Below are 21,516 nucleotides of genomic sequence, written 5' to 3'. Positions count from 1 at the left end.
CCAAGGGAAGGCCATGACCATCAACCCCGACGATGACAACATCGAGATCCTCGCCAGCACGGCCGATGAGACCGATGCCGACGCCGACGGCAAGGCGCTGACCGACCTCGTCGAACAACCGGCCAAGGTCATGCGCATCGGCACCATGATCAAGCAGCTGCTCGAGGAGGTGCGCGCCGCTCCGCTCGACGACGCCAGCCGGGAGCGGCTGCGCGACATCCACCGGACCAGCATCCGCGAGCTCGAGGACGGTCTGGCCCCTGAACTGCGGGACGAACTCGAGCGGCTGACGCTGCCCTTCACCGAGGAGAGCGTGCCGTCGGACGCCGAACTCCGCATCGCGCAGGCCCAGCTGGTGGGCTGGCTGGAAGGCCTGTTCCACGGCATCCAGACGGCGTTGTTCGCCCAGCAGATGGCGGCCCGCGCACAGCTCGAGCAGATGCGCCAGGGCGCACTTCCGCCAGGACTACAGGTCCCGGGCGGGCAGCGCGGCGGCCCGTCGCACTCCGGCACCGGTCAGTACCTGTAGGTCTGAGTTGTCTGAACCGTTTATCTCGACGCGCGAAGCGTGGGTGGAGTTCCCCATCTTCGATGCCAAGACCCGCTCGCTGAAGAAGGCGTTCCTCGGCAAGGCCGGCGGCGCCATCGGACGCAACGAGTCCAACGTCGTCGTCATCGAGGCATTGCGCGACATCACGATGTCGCTGAAAATGGGCGACCGGGTCGGGCTGGTCGGCCACAACGGCGCCGGCAAATCCACACTGCTGCGGCTACTTTCGGGTATCTACGAGCCGACGCGAGGCTCGGCCACGGTGAGTGGGCGGGTGGCTCCGGTGTTCGACCTCGGTGTCGGGATGGACCCTGAGATCTCGGGCTTCGAGAACATCATCATCCGTGGACTGTTCCTCGGGCAGACCCGCAAGCAGATGCTGGCCAAGGTCGACGAGATCGCCGAGTTCACCGAACTGGGCGAGTACCTGTCGATGCCGTTGCGGACGTACTCGACCGGTATGCGGGTGCGCCTCGCGATGGGCGTGGTCACCAGCATCGACCCCGAGATCCTGCTGCTCGACGAAGGCATCGGGGCCGTCGACGCGGAGTTCCTGAAGAAGGCGCAGTCACGGCTGCAGAGCCTGGTCGAACGTTCCGGAATCCTGGTGTTCGCAAGCCATTCCAACGAGTTCCTGGCCCGCCTGTGCAAGACCGCGATGTGGATCGACCACGGCACCATCCGGATGACCGGCGGTATCGAAGAGGTCGTCGGCGCCTACGAGGGTCCGGATGCGGCCCGGCATGTGCGCGAGGTGTTGGAGGAAACGGCGCGTGGAGCCTGAAACCGTCATCGCGGTCATCGTCACGCACCGGCGTCGTGAACTGCTCACCAAATCCCTGGCGGCCGTGGTCAACCAGGACCGCAAACCCGATCACCTGATCGTCGTCGACAATGACAACGACGAGGAGGTACGCGAGCTGGTCCTGAGCCAGCCGGTACCGGCAACGTATCTCGGATCCCGCCGAAACCTCGGTGGCGCAGGCGGTTTCGCGCTGGGCATGCTGCATGCCCTGGCCCAGGGAGCCGACTGGGTCTGGCTGGCCGACGACGACGGCCGTCCCGCCGACAACACGGTGCTTGCCACTCTGCTGGCCTGTGCCGAGCAGTACAGCCTGGCCGAGGTCTCGCCCATGGTGTGCAACCTCGACGATCCGGAGCGCCTGGCGTTCCCGCTGCGCCGCGGGCTGGTGTGGCGTCGACTGGTCAGCGAGTTACGCACCGAGGGTGAGGGTGATCTGCTGCCCGGTATCGCCTCACTGTTCAACGGTGCCCTGTTCCGGGCCGCCGCAGTCGAGTCCGTCGGCGTCCCGGATCTGCGCCTGTTCGTCCGCGGCGACGAGGTCGAGCTACACCGGCGACTGGTCCGCTCCGGCCTGCCGTTCGGAACCTGTTTGACCGCAAGCTATCTGCACCCGTGCGGGACCGATGAGTTCAAGCCGATCCTGGGCGGCCGGATGCATACGCAATATCCGGACGACGAGACGAAGCGATTCTTCACCTACCGCAACCGGGGCTACCTGCTGTCCCAGCCAGGTCTGCGCAAACTGCTGCCGCAGGAGTGGGTGCGGTTCGGCTGGTACTTTCTGGTATCCCGCCGCGACCCGGCGGGTCTGCGCGAATGGATCCGCCTGCGGCGGTTGGGCAGTAGCGAAAGGTTTTTCCGGGCCGAGCGAAGCGACGGGGGTAGTAACAGATGACGTTCACCGACGCGGCGTCCGACTCCAAGACCATGGCCCGGGCCGTGCGCGATCTGCGCGAAGGTTTCAGCAAGCGCGAGCTGTGGCTGCACCTGGGCTGGCAGGACATCAAGCAGCGCTACCGGCGCAGTGTGCTCGGCCCGTTCTGGATCACGATCGCCACCGGCACCACCGCGGTGGCGATGGGCCTGCTGTACTCGAAGCTGTTCAAGCTGCCCCTCGAGGAGCACCTGCCCTACGTCACGCTCGGGTTGATCATCTGGAATCTGATCAACGCGTCGATCCTCGAGGGCTCCGAGGTGTTCATCGCCAATGAGGGTCTGATCAAACAACTTCCGACCCCGTTGTCGGTTCACGTCTACCGGTTGGTGTGGCGGCAGCTGATCCTGTTCGGCCACAACATCGTCATCTTCGTGATCATCGCGATCGTCTATCCGAAACCATGGAAGTGGACCGACCTGGCGGTCATCCCGGCACTCGGGCTGATCGTGCTGAACTGCGTATGGGTGTCGATCTGCTTCGGCATCCTCGCCACCCGCTACCGCGACATCGGTCCGCTGCTGGCTTCGGTGGTACAGCTGCTGTTCTTCATGACTCCGATCATCTGGAACGAGTCGACGCTGCAACAGCAGGGCGCCGGATCGTGGGCGAAGATCGTCGAGATCAATCCGCTGCTCCACTACCTGGACATCGTGCGAGCCCCACTGTTGGGCGCCGATCAGGAAGCACGGCACTGGATTGTGGTGCTGGTCCTGACGGCGATCGGCTGGGGCTTCGCGGCGATCGCCATGCGCCAGTACCGGGCACGCGTGCCCTACTGGGTGTAAGACCGCTACCCATCCTCCGGTTCGGAGCCGAACACGAAGCTCCGTCCGGAGATCTCCTTCGGACGGATGCGGACGTAGCGACGTTTCGTGGTGGCAATCCATGAGAGCAGCTGCCCGCTCTCGGCCTCGGCGATCTCATCCGGCGTCTCAAGAAGCTGCGGTTCGCCCCGTACGATCACACTCCAGCCCCCGACGACGTTGTGCTCGTCGGCTTCGAACAGCACCCGGTCGTTCCACAGGGCGCTGATCAGCTTGGTGCCCTCGGCGGTGCGGAACAACACGGTGCGACGCTGGACGACGAAGTTGACCGGGAAGATTTCGAGCCGGGTGCCGACCGTCGTGACCAGGCGCCCCAGCGTCACGCTGGACAACAACTGCCAGCACTCGTCTTCCCCGAGCACCGAAACCGGGCCCTGCTGCGTCATGGGGCCACCGTAGCGCCGAAAAGACAATCGGCGCGCCCAGCTCCTCGAAGAAGAAGCGGGACGCGCCGATCGGGAACGACTACTGGACCTTGATGTCCTTAATTCATGTTCCAGGGCTCGCCGTAGGTGGTGACGCTGTCACCGGTCGAGGCGATCAACCGGGCGAACGGACGCAGCAGCACGCCACCGGCCGCGCCGGTCACGGTGCCGTGTGCGTTGGACACCGCCACACCACCGGCGGGACCCTTGACGTCCACCGAGAAGGTGGCGACTTCCTGGATGCCGGGGCCGTTGCCCAGGTCCGCGCTGATCGACACACCTGGGAACAGGTTCGGCGTGATCACCGAGTTCAGGCCGAAGGGCGGGCCGGTGATGTCACCATCGTCGATCAGGATGTTGGGGGTGGTGTAGGAGAAGTTGATCCCGACGCCCAGCGACCAGGGGAAGCCGATCTGGTAGCCCAGCTCCAAGGTGCCCTCGAAGTCATCGGCAGCCGGGCCGGCGACGGTGTACTTGGCGCGGCCGGAATGGAACCACTCGCGGGTCAGCCGGTTGCGGTCCAGCGGGAACACACCATTGAGGAAGGTGTCCCACTGCTGAACCGTCAGGGTCCGATCCTGACCATCGACCAGGCTCAGTTCATTGTCCAGGCCCGCATGAGAGGTGGCCGTGCCTATGAAGAGGCCCGCAAAGACCCCTGCCATTGCGGTCACCAATGCGACCAGCACCCGACTGAATGCCAACATGTTCTCCCTAGCTGTGTCGGTGATCCGATTCGTTCTTCACCAACCAGGGTCCCCACCCCAGAGATACATGGGCGATGCGCTACCCGATTAGGCAGGTCACATCCGGTTCTCATGCCGTGCTCATGATTGGCAGGAGCAACGTAACCGGGCATTACCCGGGCGGCAACGCCAACGGTTTCCGGCCACCGAGCAGACAAACCTTGGCACAAAGTTTGCTGGATCAGCAGCCGAACGTGTCACACCGTCGCTGTCCGTTACCTGAGAGAACCGGGCGTCGCGTTCGCCTACGCGCGCCGCGAGAACACCGCCACAAGCCCTCGCCATGGCGCCGGAACTGCTATTTCGCCATTTCCGTGGACAGCCGGGGAGTCAATCACGCTGAGCAGAAGGATTGCCGTCACCATCGTCAATATCGCAACCCACCCCGCCGACGGCTCCACGTTTGCGCTTGCTGTGTAAACGTCCCGTTACGCGCCGCGGAACGTCTGGATTAACTACACCGGCCGAAGATCCTTCGGCGACCCCGCAGCCGTTATTCCTTTTTGTGGCCGACATCACACTTGCAGCGATGGAGAACGTGGCTTCCGGGGCCGCTCAGCGGTCATCGCCGCCTGGGCGGAACCGCCTTCACCACCGCATTGATGCGGTTCCACGCATTGATCGTCACCGCCATGGAGATGACCTGACCCAGCTCGCGTTCGGTGAAGGCCGCCGCCGCACGGGCGTAGACGGTGTCGGACACGGGTCCGCGGGTCAGATCAGTGACAGCCTCGGTCAACGCCAATGCCGCCTGCTCCTGCTCGGTGAACAGATCGCCTGCCTCTTCCCAGGCGGCGATCAGAGACAACCGCTGCTCGGTCTCCCCGCTTTGGCGGGCGTCGTGGGTATGCATGTCGAGGCAGAAGGCGCAGAGGTTCATCTGAGATGCGCGGATCTTGACCAGCTCGCCGATGGTCGGGGCGAGGTCTTTGGCGGCGGCGTTCGACAGCGTCATCATCGCGTCGTAGAGCCCGGGCGAGACCTTGTAGATCTTGAGGCGGTCCACGGTGGCGGCGGGCTCGAGTGTCTGTGTCATGCCACCAACGCTAGCCGGGAAAGTACCGCCCAGATGGTTTAATACTATGGTGACTTCATGGGCCAATTTTGGCCGGGATCTACACCTCGAGCTGCGTACGAAGATCGAACCGGGCAGCCGTACCGCCCGCGAACAGCTGCTCACCGCACTCCGGGACGGAATCCGGACCGGCAGCCTGAGTGCCGGCACCCGACTGCCACCGTCACGCACGCTGGCCTCCGATCTGGGTCTGGCCCGCAACACCGTTGCCGAGGCCTACGCCGAGTTGGTCGCCGAGGGCTGGCTGGGCTCCCGTCAGGGAGCGGGCACCTGGGTAGCGCGGACCACGGTCCCGCCGTCGGCGCCGCGCCCTCGCCGCATTCCCACGGCCCCTCGGCACAATCTGATGCCCGGCTCCCCTGATGTCTCTCAGTTCCCACGGTCGGCCTGGTTGGCATCGGCTCGCCGGGCCATCACCGATGCGCCCGTATCCGCGCTGCGAATGGGCGATCCGCGCGGACCGCTGGTGCTGCGCGAGGCACTCACCGAATACCTGGGCCGGGTGCGGGGCGTGCGGACGACACCGGAGTCGGTCGTGATCTGCTCCGGGGTCCGCGACGGCGTCGACCTGATCGGGCGGGTGCTGGGCACCGGCCGCCCCATCGCGGTAGAAGCCCACGGGCTGTTCATCTTTCGCGACGTGCTCGCGGCGCTGGGCGTGCCGACGATGCCGATCGGGGTCGACGACCACGGTGCGGTGATCGGCGATCTGGAGAGACTCGATGTGTCCGCCGTACTACTTACTCCTGCGCACCAGAGTCCGTTCGGCATGGCGCTGCACCCGGCCCGCCGCACCGCGGTCATCGACTGGGCACAACGCGCCAACGGATACGTGTTGGACGACGACTACGACGGCGAGTTCCGCTACGACCGTCAGCCCGTCGGCGCCCTGCAGTCCTTGGACCCCGAACGGGTCGTCTACCTGGGCTCGGCCAGTAAGAGCATGGCGCAGGTGATGCGCGTGGGTTGGATGGTGCTGCCCGAGGCGTTGATCGATCCGGTCATCGCGGCGGCCGGCGGGGCGCAGTACCACGTCGACGCCCTCACGGCACTGACGCTGGCCGACTTCATCCGCAGCGGCGGCTACGACCGGCACATCCGGCGGATGCGCAACCGCTATCGGCAACGACGCGACATCCTTGTGGCCGCACTGGCCGGGTTCGACCTGGGCATCGGCGGTCTGGCTGCAGGAGTCAACATGCTGCTCACGCTGCCTGACGGCGCCGAACCCGAGGTGCTGCGCCGGGCCGGGGACGCCGGCATCGCGTTGAACGGGCTGTCGCTCATGCGTCACCCGCTGGCCGGACCCGACACCCCCGACCCCGACGGGGTGATCATCGGATTCGGGGCGCCCGCCGAGCATGCCTTCGGTCCTGCGGTCGACGCGTTGCGCGGCGTACTTTCAGCTACGTTGCGTTAGGAGCCCTCACCGACGATCAGGTCTGCCGGCCCGGTGGGCAGCCGCCACCCGAATATCAATCCGGCCAGCCGAAGCGTCGTCGCCAGTACCGAGCCCACCACCAGGCCGATCCACTGCGGTCCGAAATAGTCGATGACGGCGTAGGCCGTCGCACCGATCAAGGCGGGCACGGCATAGAGATCGGCAGGCCGCATCAACATCGGGATCTCGCGGACCAGCACATCGCGGATGATGCCGCCGCCGATGGCGGTGGTCATGCCGATCAGCACGGCCGCGAACCAGCTGGCTCCGTGGTCGACGGCGAACGCCGCGCCCGAGGTCGCGAAGAAACCCATGCCGATCGCATCCAGCGGCAACACGATGTGGTTGAACCGGATGAGGTACTTCGCGGTGAGGGTGGCCACCACCGTCGCCGCCAGCGCCACCGTGATGTTCGGCCAGTGCTGAATGGAGACGGGCGGATGGACGCCGAGGAAGACGTCACGGATCACCCCGCCACTCACGCCGGTCAGCACGCCCAGGGCCGCGATCCCGAACAGATCGAAGCCCTTGCGGATCGCCACCATGACCCCCGACGACGCGAAGACCGCGATCCCGAGGTCGTTGAGCACCGTCTGCAACACGACTGAACGTTAGGCCCTCGCTAAGCTGCCCGGGTGGCCGAACCTGTCATGTCGCCGACTCTTGACCTCAAAACGCAGGCTTTCCGGTTCCTCGTCACCGGTGGACTGGCCGCGATCGTGGACTTCGGCCTGTACGTCACCCTCCTTCGGCTGTTCGCCACGGTCTGGCACGTCGACGAGGACATCCGGGTCAACGTCGCCAAGACCATCAGCTTCATCGCCGGAACCACCACGGCCTACCTGATCAACCGGCGCTGGACCTTCCAGGCGCCGCCCAGCCGGGCCCGGTTCATCGCAGTCTGCGTTCTCTACGCACTCACGTACGCGGTGCAGGTGGGCATCAACTTCGTGTTCTACATGCAGTTCGAGAACCAGCCCTGGCGAGTGCCGGTGGCCTTCGTCATCGCCCAGGGCACCGCGACGGTGATCAACTTCATCGTGCAACGTGCGGTGATCTTCAAACTGCGCTGAGGTTGGCATCGCCTCCGCGAAAGTGACGCCGGGGCTGTTCTGCGCACCGATCTGACAACCATCACGTCACACTCGGCGTTCAGTCCGGCCGGTCCGTGACTACTGCCGGGTACGCTTCTCTGCGATGTCGACTACTGACTTGCCGACCACTCCCAAGCGCCTGACAGGCTGGGGCCGGACCGCACCGACCGTGGCACAGGTGCTCTCTACCAGCGATCCCGAGGTCATTGTCAAGGCCGTGACCAGGGCCGCCGAGGAGAAGGGCCGGGGCGTGATCGCCCGCGGCCTGGGCCGTTCGTACGGCGACAACGCGCAGAACGGTGGCGGGCTCGTCATCGACATGTCCGCGCTGAACCAGATCCACTCGATCGACGCCGGTTCCCGGCTGGTCGACGTGGACGGCGGGGTGAACCTCGACCAATTGATGCGCGCCGCACTGCCCCACGGTCTGTGGGTTCCGGTGCTGCCGGGTACCCGGCAGGTCACCATCGGCGGCGCCATCGGCTGTGACATCCACGGCAAGAATCACCACAGCGCAGGCAGCTTCGGCAACCACGTGCGCTCGATCGATCTGCTGACCGCGAGTGGCGAGATCCGCAAGCTCACCCCGGACGGCCCCGAAGCCGAGCTGTTCTGGGCGACGGTCGGCGGTAACGGCCTGACCGGCATCGTCCTGCGGGCCACGATCGAGATGACCCCCACGGAGACCGCGTATTTCATCGCCGACGGCGATGTGACCCACGGCCTCGACGAGACCATCGAGTTCCACAGCGACGGCACCGAGGACAACTACACCTACTCGTCGGCCTGGTTCGATGCGATGAGCGCCCCGCCCAAGCTGGGCCGCGCCGTGATCTCCCGCGGCTCGCTGGCGAAACTCGACCAACTGCCTGCCAACCTGCAGCGCGATCCGCTGAAATTCGATGCGCCGCAGTACTTCACTGCGCCGGACATCTTCCCCAACGGCCTGGGCAACAAGCTCATCTTCGGTGCGATGACCGAGGCGTGGTACCGGTTGGGCAAGACCTACCGGGGTAAGGCGCAGAACCTGACGCAGTTCTACCACCCGCTGGACATGGTCGGTGAATGGAACCGCGCGTACGGTTCGAGCGGATTCACCCAGTATCAGTTCGTGGTGCCCACCGAGGCCGTCGACGAGTTCAAGCGCATCATGATCGACATCCAGCGGTCCGGGCACTACTCGTTCCTCAATGTGTTCAAGCTGTTCGGCCCGGGCAACCAGGCGCCTCTGAGCTTCCCGATCCCTGGGTGGAACGTCTGCGTCGACTTCCAGATCAAGGCAGGCCTCAGTGAGTTCCTCACCGAACTCGACCGCCGCGTAATGGAATTCGGCGGCCGGCTCTACACCGCCAAGGACTCACGGACCACGGCCAAGACGTTCCACGCCATGTACCCGCGCATCGAAGAGTGGCTGGCGGTGCGACGCAAGGTCGATCCCGACGGCTTGTTCGTCTCGGACATGGCACGCCGGCTGGAGCTCGTCTAGCTCCTCACCGTTCACCTCGGATTGGCGAGAATTTTATTCTTGACTAATTCCAGAAAACGGGCCAGACTCGGTCCCGTGGCGACAACCGCGGACTTCCAGCAGATGCTGAGAAGTGCCGACATGCGTGTGACCCGCCCCCGAGTGGCGGTGCTGCATGCAGTCCATGCACATCCGCACGCCGATACGGAAACGATCATCCGGTCGGTGCGTGAAGACCTGCCCGAGGTCTCCCACCAGGCCGTGTATGACTCGTTGCATGCGCTGACCGCAGCAGCCCTGGTACGGCGCATCCAACCATCCGGTTCGGTCGCCCGATACGAATCACGTATCGGCGACAACCACCACCACGTCGTGTGCCGATCGTGTGGCGCAATCGCCGACGTGGACTGCGCGGCCGGGTCTGCCCCATGCCTGACCGCGTCACATGACCACGGTTTCGAGATCGATGAAGCCGAGGTCATCTATTGGGGTACTTGCCCCGAATGTTCCACTGCCCCAACTAGATAACCCTTAACCCGCCAGCCCCGGAAAGGATTTGTCATGGCCGACGCCGAAACTCACCCCCCGATTGGTGAAGCACAGACGGAACCCGCCGAAAGCGGCTGTCCGATGGTCATCAAGCCCCCCGTCGAGGGCGGCAGCAACCGCGACTGGTGGCCCAACGCGGTCAATCTGAAGATCCTTCAGAAGAATCCCCCCGCCATCGACCCGTCGGACGAGGGCTACGACTACCGCGAGGCCGTCAAGTCTCTCGATGTCGAGGCCTTCCAGCGCGACTTCGATGAGCTGCTGACCAATTCGCAGGACTGGTGGCCCGCCGACTTCGGTCACTACGGCCCCCTGTTCGTCCGGATGTCCTGGCACGCCGCGGGCACCTACCGCGTCGAGGACGGCCGCGGTGGCGGCGGACGCGGCATGCAGCGCTTCGCCCCGCTGAACAGCTGGCCCGACAACGTCAGCCTGGACAAGGCCCGCCGCCTGCTGTGGCCGCTGAAGAAGAAGTACGGCAAGCAGATCTCGTGGTCCGACCTGATCGTCTACGCCGGCAACCGGGCGATGGAGCACATGGGCTTCAAGACCGCGGGCTTCGCCTTCGGCCGCCCGGACTTCTGGGAGCCCGAGGAGGACATCTACTGGGGCGCCGAGCACGAGTGGCTGGGGTCGCAGGAACGCTACGCCGGCGCCGACGGTGACCGCACCAAGCTGGAGAACCCGCTGGGCGCCAGCCACATGGGTCTGATCTACGTCAACCCCGAAGGGCCCGAAGGCAATCCGGATTACCTGGCCGCCGCCATCGACATCCGCGAGACGTTCGGCCGCATGGCGATGAACGACATCGAGACCGCGGCGCTGATCGTCGGTGGCCACACCTTCGGCAAGACCCACGGTGCCACCGACATCGAGAACGGTGTCGAGCCCGAGGCTGCACCGCTGGAGCAGATGGGCCTGGGCTGGGCCAATCCCGGCCTCGGCAACGACACCGTCAGCAGCGGCATCGAGGTCACCTGGACGCACACCCCCACCAAGTGGGACAACAGCTTCCTGGAGATCCTCTACAGCAACGAGTGGGAGCTGACCAAGAGCCCCGCGGGCGCCAACCAGTGGAAGCCCAAGGACGGCGGCTGGGCCAACTCGGTGCCGATGGCGCAGGGCACCGGCAAGACCCACCCGTCGATGCTGACCACCGACCTGTCGATGCGGTTCGACCCGATCTACGGCGAGATCACCCGCCGCTGGCTGGATCACCCCGAGGAGCTGGCCGAGGAGTACGCCAAGGCCTGGTTCAAGCTGATCCACCGCGACATGGGTCCGGTGACCCGCTACCTCGGTCCGCTGGTGCCCAAGCAGACCTGGCTCTGGCAGGACATCATTCCGGCCGGTAAGCAGCTGTCCGATGCCGACGTCGCCACTCTCAAGGCGGCGATCGCGGATTCGGGTCTGACCACCCAGCAGCTGGTCGACACCGCGTGGAAGGCGGCGGCCTCGTACCGCTCCAGCGACATGCGTGGCGGCGCGAACGGCGGCCGGATCCGGCTGCAGCCGCAGCTGGGCTGGGAGGTCAACGAGACCGAGGAGCTGGCCCCGGTGATCGCCAAGCTCGAGGAGATCCAGCAGGCGTCTGACACCGGGGTGTCGTTCGCCGATCTGGTGGTTCTCGGCGGTGTCGTCGGCCTCGAAAAGGCAATCAAGGACGCCGGTTTCGACGTCGCGGTGCCGTTCACCTCGGGTCGCGGCGATGCCACCCAGGAGCAGACGGACGTCGACTCGTTCGCCTACCTGGAGCCCAAGGGCGATGGCTTCCGCAACTTCGTGGCCAAGGGTGACAGCCTGCCTGCCGAGTACCGCCTGATCGACCGGGCCAACCTGCTCGGCCTGTCGGGTCCGGAGCTGACAGTGCTGATCGGCGGCCTGCGCGTGCTGGGCGCCAACCACGGTGGCTCGGATGTCGGTGTCCTGACGGACAAGAAGGGTCAGCTGACCAACGACTACTTCGTCAACCTCACCGACATGGGCATCAAGTGGGCACCGGCTCCGGCCGATGACGGCACCTACGTCGGCACCGACCGCGCCAGCGGCTCGCCGAAGTGGACCGCCAGCCGGGTCGACCTGCTGTTCGGCTCGAACTCGCAGCTGCGGGCGCTCGCCGAGGTCTACGCCGAGGACGATTCCAAGGAGAAGTTCGTCAAGGACTTCGTCGCTGCCTGGAACAAGGTGATGAACGCCGACCGGTTCGACGTCTGATCTGATCAGTAACTCAACACCCCGCGGGCTCCGGCTCGCGGGGTGTTGTTGTCTCACTGGCCTTTTGCCCGCATCGCCCGATAGGCCGCCTTACCGAACGTCTCGGCCACCAACTCGGCATCGCCATCGTCGGCGAGCATCTTCCGGACCGCCGCCTCACAGATCGCCAGGAACACCTCGACCAGCATGGGCAGCGTGACATCGACGTCGGCGACCTGCCACCGTTGCAGCAGTGGGCGCATCGCCGTGGCGAGCTGCCCCCGGATCCGCTCCCGGCCGGCAACGATCGCCGCGGTCAGCACCGGATCCGGATCGGCCGCGAAGATGATGCGCCACGAGGCCGGGCGCTCACGGACCGTGCTGTGCAGTGCGTGGAACCCATCGACAAACAGTTGCTCGATGGATCCGGTGCGCTCGGGTGGCAACAGTTCGAGCAGGCTCGCAAGCACCGCATCGGTTTCCCGGTCCAGCAGTGCCGCAAGCACTTCCCCGCGGCCGGGGTAGCAGGCGTAGACCACCGGCCGGGTGACGCCCAGACATCGCGCGATCGTCCCCATCGTCACGTCGGCCAGACCCTGGTGCGCGGCGATGTCCAACGCGGTGTCGAGCACCTGCGGCCGGCGGCGGTCCGGGCCCAGGTGTTCAGCGCGGCCCCGGCTGGCCAGTGCGGCATCTTCCATGTCAACCGATGGTGCCAAGGATCGGCTGTGATTCCACGATTCCCTCGTCACTCGGCGCGCGGCCCTCGCCGAACACCCGGACGGCCTGCCTGTCGCGAAGCGCGAAGTGGGCCTGGCTCGGTGCGTCGTAACCGAAGCGGCGTTGGGCCTCTCGCGGCGTCGTCGTCACGGGATCCTTCGGCGGGACGGACAGCAGTACCCGGGCACCGATGGGCAGGGTCGCCGGCGAGAGCAGTCGCAGCAGGATCAGCTCGAGCCGGGTACTCATCGCGATCACCCGGAACCCGATCCGCAGCGGCAGCACGGCCAGCGCGTCGAGAACTCGGGAAGTGCTGAGCCCGGCCATTTCCCGCATCCAGCGCGGCATCGTCGCCAGGGTGCCGCGGCGCAGGAAGGCGGTGATGACCGTGGTGCCGGGGCGCAGCAGCAGCGGCATCCTGGGCAACATCACCTCGGCACCGAGCAGGTGATGCATGGCCTGGCGGGCGATGTCCGAGCCGATCAGCTGGGGCCGCATCTGCTCGAAGTACTCGCGGATGCCATCGCGGGTCAGGGGAACGTCGGAGGGATCGCAGGTCTGCAGTTCGGCGGCGATCGCGCATTCCCGCCAGTACTGCAACTCCTCCTCGGGCGACAGCGGGCCGGGGCCGTACTTCTCGTAGGCCACCAGGATGGAATGCCAGGCGGTCAGGTGGATCCACAACTGCGAACCGGGATCGTTGGCGTCATACGTCTTTCCGGTGACGGGGTCGGTGCCGATGGCCTTGGAGTGGATCTTGACCAGGACGTCGGCGGCCTTCGTCGTGGATCGACTGTCGTCGAACGCCACCATCGCGAAGTACCGCAGGGTCCGGTCATAGCGGGTGCGGGGCCGCGCGTAGATCTCATGGGTCTTGTCGACCGCCGCGACCAGGGCTGGGTCGAGTTCCTCGATGACGACGGCTCGCTGGAACCCGATGGACAGCGAGGTGGGATAACTCCACACCTTCCAGGTCACCGAATCGGGACCGAAGAATCCGTAGTCCTCGCCCGGTTCTGTGTCGGGCAGTGTCAGCCAGTCACGGATCGTCATGATCTCCCCCATTTCCTACACGGTGTAGAAAAAAGCTACGACGTGTAGGAAATGCGGTCAAGACCCTGCGCCCGAATTTTCCGACGGAGATCGACCCGGCTCAGAGGTCAGAGCGCGGTGACGGCCTTGAGCTCGGCGAACGCCGCGTCGATCAGATCAGCCAGATCGGCACCGTCGGAGGCCGAGATCCATTGCGCGAAGGCCACTTTGAATACCGCGATGCCGGCCTGCGCGGCAAGGCTCGCAGCGGGCTCGGCAACGCCACGGGCGCGCAGGGCCTCGGCAGTGGCGGCAGCCAGCGCGGCGAGCTTGGCGAGCTCGCGCTCCTGTAAGCCCGGGTTGGCGTCGATGACAGCCTGCCGCCGGCGGGCGTGGTCCCGCCGTTCGACGAAGATCGCCGTCACCGCCGCGAGCCCCGCCCTGACCATGTCCAGCGCGGAGGCCGACTCCGGCGCGTCCGCGATCGCACCCACCAGGGTGTCGCCCAGCAGGTGCTCACCCCAGAACAGCACCTCGCGCTTGTCGGCGAAATGACGGAAGTAGGTGCGCTCGGTAAGCCCGGCCCGCTCTGCGATCTCGGCGACGGCGGTCTGCTCGAAGCCCTGCTCCCCGAAGAGCTCGAGCGCAGCCCCTTCCAGCCGGCCACGGGCATTGGGTTCCCATCGCGCCATCCCGAGATTCTATGTGATGACAGTTGCTGACATCATGCGTATCGTCGGCGATGACAGCAACTGACATCACTGCGGAGGTTCCCATGCGGATATTCGTCACCGGCGCATCCGGCTTCATCGGCTCGGCCGTCGTACCCGAGCTCATCGGGGCCGGGCATCAGGTCCTCGGCCTGGCCCGCTCCGACGCGTCGGCAGCAGCGCTGCGAACCGCCGGGGCCGAAGTCCACCGCGGCGACCTCGACGACCTGGACAGCCTCCGGTCAGGCGCACAGGACGCCGACGGCGTCATCCACCTGGCCTTCGTGCACGACTTCAACGAGTTCGCCGCCGCGAGCGAGATCGACCGCCGCGCGATCGAGACACTCGGCGAGACACTCACCGGGTCGGACCGCCCACTGGTCGTGGCGTCCGGCACCACCGGCATCCGGTTTGGGGAGGTCTCCACCGAGGACGACGCGGCGACGCCCGGGTTACCGCGGGTCTCCGAGGCGACGGCATTGGCGTTCGCCGACCGCGGCGTGCGCTCGTCGGTGGTGCGGCTGCCACCCTCGGTACACGGGCCGGGCGATCACGGATTCGTCCCGCAGCTCATCGAGATCGCCCGGGCACGCGGTGAATCGGGCTACCCCGGTGACGGCTCCAACCGCTGGCCGGCCGTGCACCGGCTCGACGCTGCGCGACTGTTCCGGCTGGCCGTCGAATCGGCGCCCGCCGGCTCGCGACTTCACGCGGTCGCCGAGGAGGGCATGCCGGTCCGCGACATCGCCGGCGTCATCGGCAGGCAACTGCAACTGCCCGTCACGGGCATCGCCCCGGACGCCGCGACGGAGCACTTCGGATGGATCGGCACGATCTTCTCGCTCGATGTCCCCGCATCGAGCGTGCACACCAGGGACCGGTTCGGTTGGACGCCGACCGAGATCGGACTGCTCGCCGACCTCGCGCTCGGCCACTACTTCTGAGCCCCCATGGCCTGGCCTGGACGTTCGACCTCGCGGGACGGGACGCACGGTACCCTCGTCACGATGTCCCACGAGGCTTGGAGCTGCGCTAGATGGTGTTCGACGCCGTAGGTAACCCCCAGACGATTCTGCTGCTCGGCGGCACTTCAGAGATCGGGCTGGCGATCTGTGAGCGCTATCTGCGCGACGCGTCGGCCCGCATCGTGTTGGCCGCCCTGCCCGGTGATCCGGGCCGCGACGACGCGGTCGCCCAGCTGCGCAAAGCGGGCGCCAGCGCGGTCGAGGTCATCGACTTCGACGCCGTAGACACCGCCAGTCACCCCGACGTGATCGACAAGGCGTTCGCCTCGGGTGACGTTGATGTCGCGATCGTCGCGTTCGGTCTGCTCGGTGATGCCGAGGAGTTGTGGCAGAACCAGCGCAAGGCCGTGCAGATCGCCGAGATCAACTACACCGCAGCCGTTTCGGTCGGTGTCCTGGTCGGCGAGAAGATGCGGGCCCAGGGCTACGGCCAGATCATCGCGATGAGCTCGGCCGCCGGCGAGCGGGTGCGTCGCTCCAACTTCGTCTACGGCTCCACCAAAGCCGGGCTCGACGGGTTCTACCTCGGCCTCGGCGAGGCGCTGCGGGAATACGGCCCGCGGGTGCTGGTGATCCGGCCCGGGCAGGTCCGCACCCGGATGAGCGCCCACGTCAAGGAAGCCCCGCTGACCGTCGACAAGGAATACGTCGCCGAACTGGCCGTCACCGCGTCGGCCAAGGGCAAGGAGCTGGTCTGGGCGCCGGGCGCGTTCCGCTACGTGATGATGGTTTTGCGGCACATCCCGCGCTCCATCTTCCGCAAGCTCCCCATCTAATGTCGGCCGGAGTGGCCGGTCCGGCCAGGGTGGCCGGACACATGGTGATCGCCCTGATGCTCGCCTCGGCGGTGGCCGGGGTGTCGATCGCGGCGATCGCCCAGGTCCAATGGCCGGCCTACAACACGTCCAACCAACTGCACGCACTCACCACGGTGGGCCAGGTCGGCGCGCTGGCCGGAATCTTCGCCGCCGGCCTGATCTGGCGGCGCGGCCGGCGCACCTTGGCCCGACTGGTCGGCCTGATCTTCCTGTCGGCGTTCTCGGTGGTCACCCTGGCGATGCCGCTGGGCGCCACCAAGCTGTACCTGTTCGGGGTCTCGGTCGACCAGCAGTTCCGCACCGAATACCTGACCCGGCTGGCCGATACTCCCGGCCTGCACGACATGACCTACTTCGGGCTGCCGCCCTACTACCCGGCCGGCTGGTTCTGGATGGGCGGACGCATCGCCGCGGCCACCGACACCCCGGCCTGGGAGATGTTCAAGCCGTGGTCGATCGTTTCGATCACCATCGCCGTCGCCCTGGCATTCGTGTTGTGGGCAGCCATGATTCGCTTCGAATACGCGCTCATCGTCACCACCGCGAGCAGCGCGGCGACGCTGGCCTACTCCTCGACCGAGCCCTACGCCGCGATCATCACCGTGCTGCTGCCGCCGGTGTTCGTGCTGGCCTGGTCGGGGCTCCGGGGTAAGACCCGCAACGGGGGCTGGGCCGCCGTCATCGGCGTCGGGATCTTCCTCGGCTTCGCCGCCCTCTTCTACACGCTGCTGCTGGCCTACTGCGCGTTCACTCTGGCCCTGATGGCGTTGGTGCTGGCCGTCGCCCGCCGCAGCATCGACCCATTGCTGCGCCTCACGGTTGTCGCCGTGATCTCCGGAGCCATCGCCCTGCTCACCTGGGCCCCGTACCTACTGGCGTCGCTGCGCGGAACCCCCGCCGAGAAGGGCACCGCCCAGCACTACCTGCCCGACGCCGGCGCCCAGCTGACATTCCCCATGCTGAGCTTCACCTTGCTCGGCGCGCTGTGCATGCTCGGCACATTGTGGCTGGTGGTCCGCGCCCGCAGTTCGACCCGGGCCGGAGCCCTGGCCATCGCGGTGCTCGCCGTCTACGCCTGGTCGCTGCTGTCGATGCTGACCACCCTGGCCGGCACCACCCTGCTGTCCTTCCGGCTTCAGCCCGCTCTGACCGTCCTGCTCACCACCGCAGGAGCATTCGGGTTCATCGAAGCGACGCAAGCCATCTCCAGGCGGTATCAGCCGGAAACCGCGCGGCGGGTGGTCGCCGCAGCCACTGCCGTCGGCGCGATCGGCGCCGTCACCTTCAGCCAGGACATCCCCGATGTGCTGCGCCCCGACATCAACGTGGCCTACACCGACACCGACGGCACCGGACTGCGGGCCGACCGCCGGGCACCGGGAGCCGAACGGTACTACCGCGAGATCGACGCCAAGATCGCCGAGGTCACCGGGGTGCCGCGCAACCAGACCGTGGTGCTGACCGCCGACTACAGCTTCCTGTCGTTCTACCCCTACTACGGGTTCCAGGGCCTGACGTCGCACTACGCGAACCCGCTGGCCGAATTCGACAAGCGCGCCAAGGCCATCGAGGGCTGGGCCACGATGGGCAACGCCGACCAGTTCGTGAAGGCGCTCGACGAGATGCCGTGGAAGGCGCCCACCGTGTTCCTCATGCGCCACGGCGCGAACGACACCTACACGCTGCGCCTGGCCTCCGACGTCTACCCCAATCAGCCGAACGTGCGCCGCTACCACGTGGCGCTCGACGCGGCCCTGTTCAAAGATCCACGTTTCGAGGTGACCGACATCGGCCCATTTGTCCTGGCGATCAGAAAGCCAACCCCCGATGGCCATTAGTTCCGGCGCAGATACGCCGATAGCATCAGAGCCCGTGACGGGACCGCAGGGAACCGCCGGCAGCAATCACCGGACGGTGCGGCTCATCGCGATCGTCGCCGGTTTGCTCGGCGTATTGATGGCGGTGGCAACACCGCTGCTTCCGGTCAAGCAGACCACCGCCCAGTTGAACTGGCCGCAGAACGGCACCTGGCAGAGCATCAACGCGCCGCTGATCGGGTATGTCGCCACCGACCTGACCATCACCGTGCCGTGCCAGGCCGCCGCCGGACTGGCCGGACCGGAGAATCGCGGCCGCACCGTCCTTCTGTCCACCGTGCCCAAGCAGGCCCCGAAGGCAATCGACCGCGGGTTGTTGATCGAGCGGGTCAACAACGACCTGCTGGTCATCGTGCGCAACACCCCAGTGGTCAGCGCGCCGCTGGCCGCGGTGCTCAGCCCGGCCTGCCAGTCGCTGACGTTCACCGCGCACGCCGACAAGGTGACCGGTGAATTCGTCGGGCTGACACAGGGCGACGCCAGCGAAACCGCCGACGACCCGACCGCACCTCTGCGTGGCGAGCGCGGCGGCTACGACTTCCGTCCGCAGATCGTCGGCGTCTTCACCGACCTGTCCGGGCCGGCGCCCGAGGGCCTGAAGTTCTCGGCCACCATCGACTCCCGCTACAGCAGCGCCCCGACGCTGCTCAAGATGCTGGCGATGATCATCGGGGTGGCGATGACCGTCATCGCGCTGGGCGCCCTGCACCGTCTCGACACCGCCGACGGCGTCCGGCACCGGCGCTTCCTCCCGCCCCGCTGGTGGTCGATGACGCCGCTTGACGGACTGGTCACCGCGGTCCTCGTGTGGTGGCACTTCGTCGGAGCGAACACATCGGACGACGGCTACATCCTGACCATGGCCCGGGTGTCCGAACACGCCGGCTACATGGCCAACTACTACCGCTGGTTCGGCACTCCCGAGGCCCCGTTCGGCTGGTACTACGACCTGCTGGCGTTGTGGGCCCACGTCTCCACCAACAGCGTCTGGATGCGGCTGCCCACGCTCGTGATGGCACTCGCCTGCTGGTGGGTGATCAGCCGCGAGGTGCTCCCCCGCCTGGGCCGTGCCGTCAAGACCAACCGCGCCGCGGCCTGGACCGCCGCAGGCATGTTCCTGGCGTTCTGGCTGCCGCTCAACAACGGCCTGCGCCCCGAACCGATCATCGCCCTCGGCATCCTGCTGACCTGGTGTTCGGTGGAGCGCGGGGTGGCCACCAACCGCATGTTGCCGGTGGCGATCGCGATCATCATCGGCGCGCTGACACTGTTCTCCGGGCCCACCGGCATCGCTGCCGTCGGCGCCCTGCTGGTCGCCGTGGGACCGCTGAAAACGATTGTGGCCCGGCATACCTCACGCTTTGGGCACCTGCCGCTGCTGGCCCCCATCCTGGCCGCCTGCACCGTGACGATCATCTTGATCTTCCGCGACCAGACCCTGGCCGGCGAGCTGCAGGCCAGCACCTTCAAATCCGCCGTCGGCCCCAGCCTGGCGTGGTTCGACGAGCACATCCGCTACTCGCGGTTGTTCACCTCGAGCCCGGACGGTTCGGTGGCGCGGCGCTTCGCGGTGCTGACGCTGCTGGTGGCGCTGGCCGTGTCGGTGGCGATGACGCTGCGCAAGGGCCGCATCCCCGGCACCGCCGCCGGTCCGAGCCGACGCATCATCGGCATCACGATCATCTCGTTCCTCGCGATGATGTTCACCCCGACCAAGTGGACCCACCACTTCGGCGTGTTCGCCGGGCTGGCCGGATCGCTCGGCGCGCTGGCCGCAGTCGCGGTGACCGCCGCAGCGATGAAGTCCCGGCGCAACCGGTCGATGTTCGCCGCACTCGTGCTGTTCGTGATGGCGCTGTCGTTCGCGACCGTCAACGGCTGGTGGTACGTATCCAACTTCGGAGTGCCGTGGTCGAACTCATTCCCCGAGTGGCACTTCGGATTCACCACGATGCTGCTGGGCCTGTCGGTGCTGGCCCTTCTGCTGGCGGCCTGGTTCCACTTCACCGACCGCGACCAGTCCCCGGACGAGCCGCAGCGCCGCTGGCAACGGATCGTGCAATCGCCGCTGGCGATCGCCGCCTGGGTGCTGGTGATGTTCGAGGTGGTCTCGCTGACCCTGGCGATGACCGAGCAGTACCCGGCCTGGTCGGTCGGGCGCTCCAACCTCGAGGCGCTCACCGGCAAGACCTGCGGACTGGCCAACGACGTAATGGTCGAGGAGAACGCGAACACCGGCCTGCTGGCACCGATCAGCGAGCCGCCGGGGCAGGCGCTCGGCGCGGTCACCGCGCAGGGATTCGGTCCCAACGGCATCCCTTCGGACGTCTCGGCCGACCCGGTGATGGAACAGCCCGGTGCGGGCAACTTTGCCGACACCGACTCGGGCACCGTGACGGGCAGCGAGGTCGGCACCGAAGGCGGGACCACCGCCGCGGCCGGGGTCAACGGATCCCGGGCCCGGTTGCCCTACGGACTCGACCCCGCCACCACCCCGGTGCTCGGAAGCTGGCGGGCCGGCACCCAGCAGCCTGCGATCATGCGCTCGGCCTGGTACCGGCTTCCCGACCGGGACAAGGCCGGACCGCTGCTGGTCGTCTCGGCCGCGGGCCGCTTCGATCCGGGTGAGGTCGTGGTGCAGTGGGCCACCGATGCCCAGGCCGCCGAGAACAAGCCCGGCGGCGGTGTCGGATTCGCCGACGTGGGCGCCGCGCCGGCCTGGCGCAATCTGCGCGCCCCGATGGCGGCGATCCCACACGAGGCCACCCAGATCCGCCTGGTCGCCTCCGACGACGACCTGGCCCCGCAACACTGGATCGCGGTGACCCCGCCGCGGATCCCGGAACTGCGCAGCCTGCAGGACGTGGTCGGCTCAGAGGACCCGGTGCTGCTCGACTGGCTGGTGGGTCTGGCATTCCCGTGCCAGCGCCCGTTCGGTCATCAGTACGGCGTCACCGAGGTGCCCAAGTGGCGGATCCTGCCGGACCGCTTCGGTGCCGAGGCCAACTCGCCGGTGATGGACTACCTGGGCGGCGGCCCGTTGGGCATCTCCGAACTGCTGCTGCGGCCGTCGAGCGTGCCGACGTATCTCAAGGACGACTGGTTCCGGGACTGGGGCTCGCTGCAACGGCTCACCCCCTGGTACCCGGACGCCACAACGGCCCGCCTGGACCTGGGCACCGCGATCCGCAGTGGATTGTGGAGCCCGGCGCCGCTGAGGCACAGCTAGG

At 66.9% G+C, this 21,516-nt stretch carries 20 protein-coding genes; 13 read left to right on the top strand and 7 right to left on the bottom strand.

The window, feature by feature from the left end; all coding sequences use genetic code 11:
• Positions 1-13: 13 nt before the first annotated feature.
• From AC4LGL_RS16475 to wzm, 4 genes are read left to right on the top strand one after another with little or no spacing between them, the layout of a single operon-like run.
• Entirely contained in the window at positions 14-529 is a 516-nt protein-coding gene (locus tag AC4LGL_RS16475) for a bacterial proteasome activator family protein (protein WP_491839688.1), read from the top strand.
• A gap of 7 nt (positions 530-536) precedes the next feature.
• Positions 537-1,334: a galactan export ABC transporter ATP-binding subunit Wzt/RfbE gene (gene wzt / locus AC4LGL_RS16470; RefSeq protein WP_491839687.1), complete on the top strand. Its 798-nt coding sequence runs from the start codon at positions 537-539 to the stop codon at positions 1,332-1,334.
• Entirely contained in the window at positions 1,324-2,250 is a 927-nt protein-coding gene (gene glfT1 / locus AC4LGL_RS16465; RefSeq protein ID WP_491839686.1) for a galactofuranosyltransferase GlfT1, read from the top strand. The genes wzt and glfT1 overlap by 11 nt, the downstream gene beginning before the upstream one ends.
• Positions 2,247-3,077 (top strand): galactan export ABC transporter permease subunit Wzm/RfbD, encoded by an 831-nt coding sequence (gene wzm / locus AC4LGL_RS16460; protein ID WP_491839685.1) that lies wholly within the window; start codon positions 2,247-2,249, stop codon positions 3,075-3,077. The genes glfT1 and wzm overlap by 4 nt, the downstream gene beginning before the upstream one ends.
• A gap of 5 nt (positions 3,078-3,082) precedes the next feature.
• On the opposite strand, the gene AC4LGL_RS16455 is transcribed toward wzm, so the two are convergent.
• The 3 genes from AC4LGL_RS16455 to AC4LGL_RS16445 all read right to left on the bottom strand — a co-directional run bounded on the left by AC4LGL_RS16455 (position 3,083) and on the right by AC4LGL_RS16445 (position 5,323).
• Positions 3,083-3,502, bottom strand: coding sequence for a pyridoxamine 5'-phosphate oxidase family protein (locus tag AC4LGL_RS16455; protein ID WP_491839684.1), 420 nt, complete (start codon positions 3,500-3,502; stop codon positions 3,083-3,085).
• A gap of 98 nt (positions 3,503-3,600) precedes the next feature.
• On the bottom strand, positions 3,601-4,248 hold the full coding sequence (mspA, locus tag AC4LGL_RS16450) for a porin MspA (protein ID WP_491839683.1): 648 nt from the start codon (positions 4,246-4,248) through the stop codon (positions 3,601-3,603).
• A 601-nt stretch (positions 4,249-4,849) separates the two neighbouring features.
• Positions 4,850-5,323, bottom strand: coding sequence for a carboxymuconolactone decarboxylase family protein (locus AC4LGL_RS16445; protein ID WP_491839682.1), 474 nt, complete (start codon positions 5,321-5,323; stop codon positions 4,850-4,852).
• Between the two features lie 49 nt (positions 5,324-5,372).
• Between AC4LGL_RS16445 and pdxR the strand changes: the two genes are divergently transcribed.
• Positions 5,373-6,782 carry a MocR-like pyridoxine biosynthesis transcription factor PdxR gene (pdxR, locus tag AC4LGL_RS16440; RefSeq protein WP_491839715.1) on the top strand — a complete coding sequence of 470 codons (1,410 nt, stop codon included), beginning with the start codon at positions 5,373-5,375 and terminating at the stop codon, positions 6,780-6,782.
• On the opposite strand, the gene AC4LGL_RS16435 is transcribed toward pdxR, so the two are convergent.
• Positions 6,779-7,405 carry a trimeric intracellular cation channel family protein gene (locus AC4LGL_RS16435; RefSeq protein WP_491839681.1) on the bottom strand — a complete coding sequence of 209 codons (627 nt, stop codon included), beginning with the start codon at positions 7,403-7,405 and terminating at the stop codon, positions 6,779-6,781. The two genes, pdxR and AC4LGL_RS16435, sit on opposite strands and share 4 nt — an antisense overlap.
• 48 nt (positions 7,406-7,453) lie before the next feature.
• Between AC4LGL_RS16435 and AC4LGL_RS16430 the strand changes: the two genes are divergently transcribed.
• The 4 genes from AC4LGL_RS16430 to katG all read left to right on the top strand — a co-directional run bounded on the left by AC4LGL_RS16430 (position 7,454) and on the right by katG (position 12,125).
• Positions 7,454-7,876, top strand: a complete 423-nt coding sequence (locus AC4LGL_RS16430; protein WP_491839714.1) for a GtrA family protein — start codon at positions 7,454-7,456, stop codon at positions 7,874-7,876.
• Between the two features lie 124 nt (positions 7,877-8,000).
• A complete protein-coding gene (dprE1, locus tag AC4LGL_RS16425) occupies positions 8,001-9,383 on the top strand; it encodes a decaprenylphosphoryl-beta-D-ribose oxidase (protein ID WP_491839680.1) in 1,383 nt (460 codons plus the stop codon).
• A 102-nt stretch (positions 9,384-9,485) separates the two neighbouring features.
• Entirely contained in the window at positions 9,486-9,890 is a 405-nt protein-coding gene (locus tag AC4LGL_RS16420) for a Fur family transcriptional regulator (protein WP_064931554.1), read from the top strand.
• A 33-nt stretch (positions 9,891-9,923) separates the two neighbouring features.
• Positions 9,924-12,125: a catalase/peroxidase HPI gene (katG, locus tag AC4LGL_RS16415; RefSeq protein ID WP_491839679.1), complete on the top strand. Its 2,202-nt coding sequence runs from the start codon at positions 9,924-9,926 to the stop codon at positions 12,123-12,125.
• Positions 12,126-12,178: 53 nt separating this feature from the next.
• On the opposite strand, the gene AC4LGL_RS16410 is transcribed toward katG, so the two are convergent.
• The 3 genes from AC4LGL_RS16410 to AC4LGL_RS16400 all read right to left on the bottom strand — a co-directional run bounded on the left by AC4LGL_RS16410 (position 12,179) and on the right by AC4LGL_RS16400 (position 14,548).
• Entirely contained in the window at positions 12,179-12,805 is a 627-nt protein-coding gene (locus AC4LGL_RS16410; protein WP_491839678.1) for a TetR/AcrR family transcriptional regulator, read from the bottom strand.
• Between the two features lies 1 nt (position 12,806).
• Positions 12,807-13,889, bottom strand: a complete 1,083-nt coding sequence (locus AC4LGL_RS16405) for an oxygenase MpaB family protein (RefSeq protein ID WP_491839677.1) — start codon at positions 13,887-13,889, stop codon at positions 12,807-12,809.
• 95 nt (positions 13,890-13,984) lie between these two features.
• Positions 13,985-14,548 (bottom strand): TetR/AcrR family transcriptional regulator, encoded by a 564-nt coding sequence (locus AC4LGL_RS16400; protein WP_491839676.1) that lies wholly within the window; start codon positions 14,546-14,548, stop codon positions 13,985-13,987.
• An 83-nt stretch (positions 14,549-14,631) separates the two neighbouring features.
• Here AC4LGL_RS16400 and AC4LGL_RS16395 point away from each other — a divergent pair, with 83 nt between their 5' ends.
• The 4 genes from AC4LGL_RS16395 (at position 14,632) to AC4LGL_RS16380 (ending at position 21,515) form a co-directional block, all read left to right on the top strand.
• Positions 14,632-15,510 (top strand): SDR family oxidoreductase, encoded by an 879-nt coding sequence (locus AC4LGL_RS16395; protein ID WP_491839713.1) that lies wholly within the window; start codon positions 14,632-14,634, stop codon positions 15,508-15,510.
• A gap of 92 nt (positions 15,511-15,602) precedes the next feature.
• Positions 15,603-16,367, top strand: a complete 765-nt coding sequence (gene dprE2 / locus AC4LGL_RS16390) for a decaprenylphospho-beta-D-erythro-pentofuranosid-2-ulose 2-reductase (protein ID WP_064882760.1) — start codon at positions 15,603-15,605, stop codon at positions 16,365-16,367.
• Positions 16,367-18,247, top strand: a complete 1,881-nt coding sequence (locus AC4LGL_RS16385) for a galactan 5-O-arabinofuranosyltransferase (RefSeq protein WP_491839675.1) — start codon at positions 16,367-16,369, stop codon at positions 18,245-18,247. The genes dprE2 and AC4LGL_RS16385 overlap by 1 nt, the downstream gene beginning before the upstream one ends.
• Positions 18,237-21,515 carry an arabinosyltransferase domain-containing protein gene (locus AC4LGL_RS16380; RefSeq protein WP_491839674.1) on the top strand — a complete coding sequence of 1,093 codons (3,279 nt, stop codon included), beginning with the start codon at positions 18,237-18,239 and terminating at the stop codon, positions 21,513-21,515. The genes AC4LGL_RS16385 and AC4LGL_RS16380 overlap by 11 nt, the downstream gene beginning before the upstream one ends.
• Position 21,516 lies beyond the last annotated feature (1 nt).

The sequence above is a fragment of the Mycolicibacterium arcueilense genome (assembly GCF_058536225.1).
Note: the sequence above shows the minus strand (reverse complement) of the source record. Positions and strands in the feature narration are given on the sequence as shown.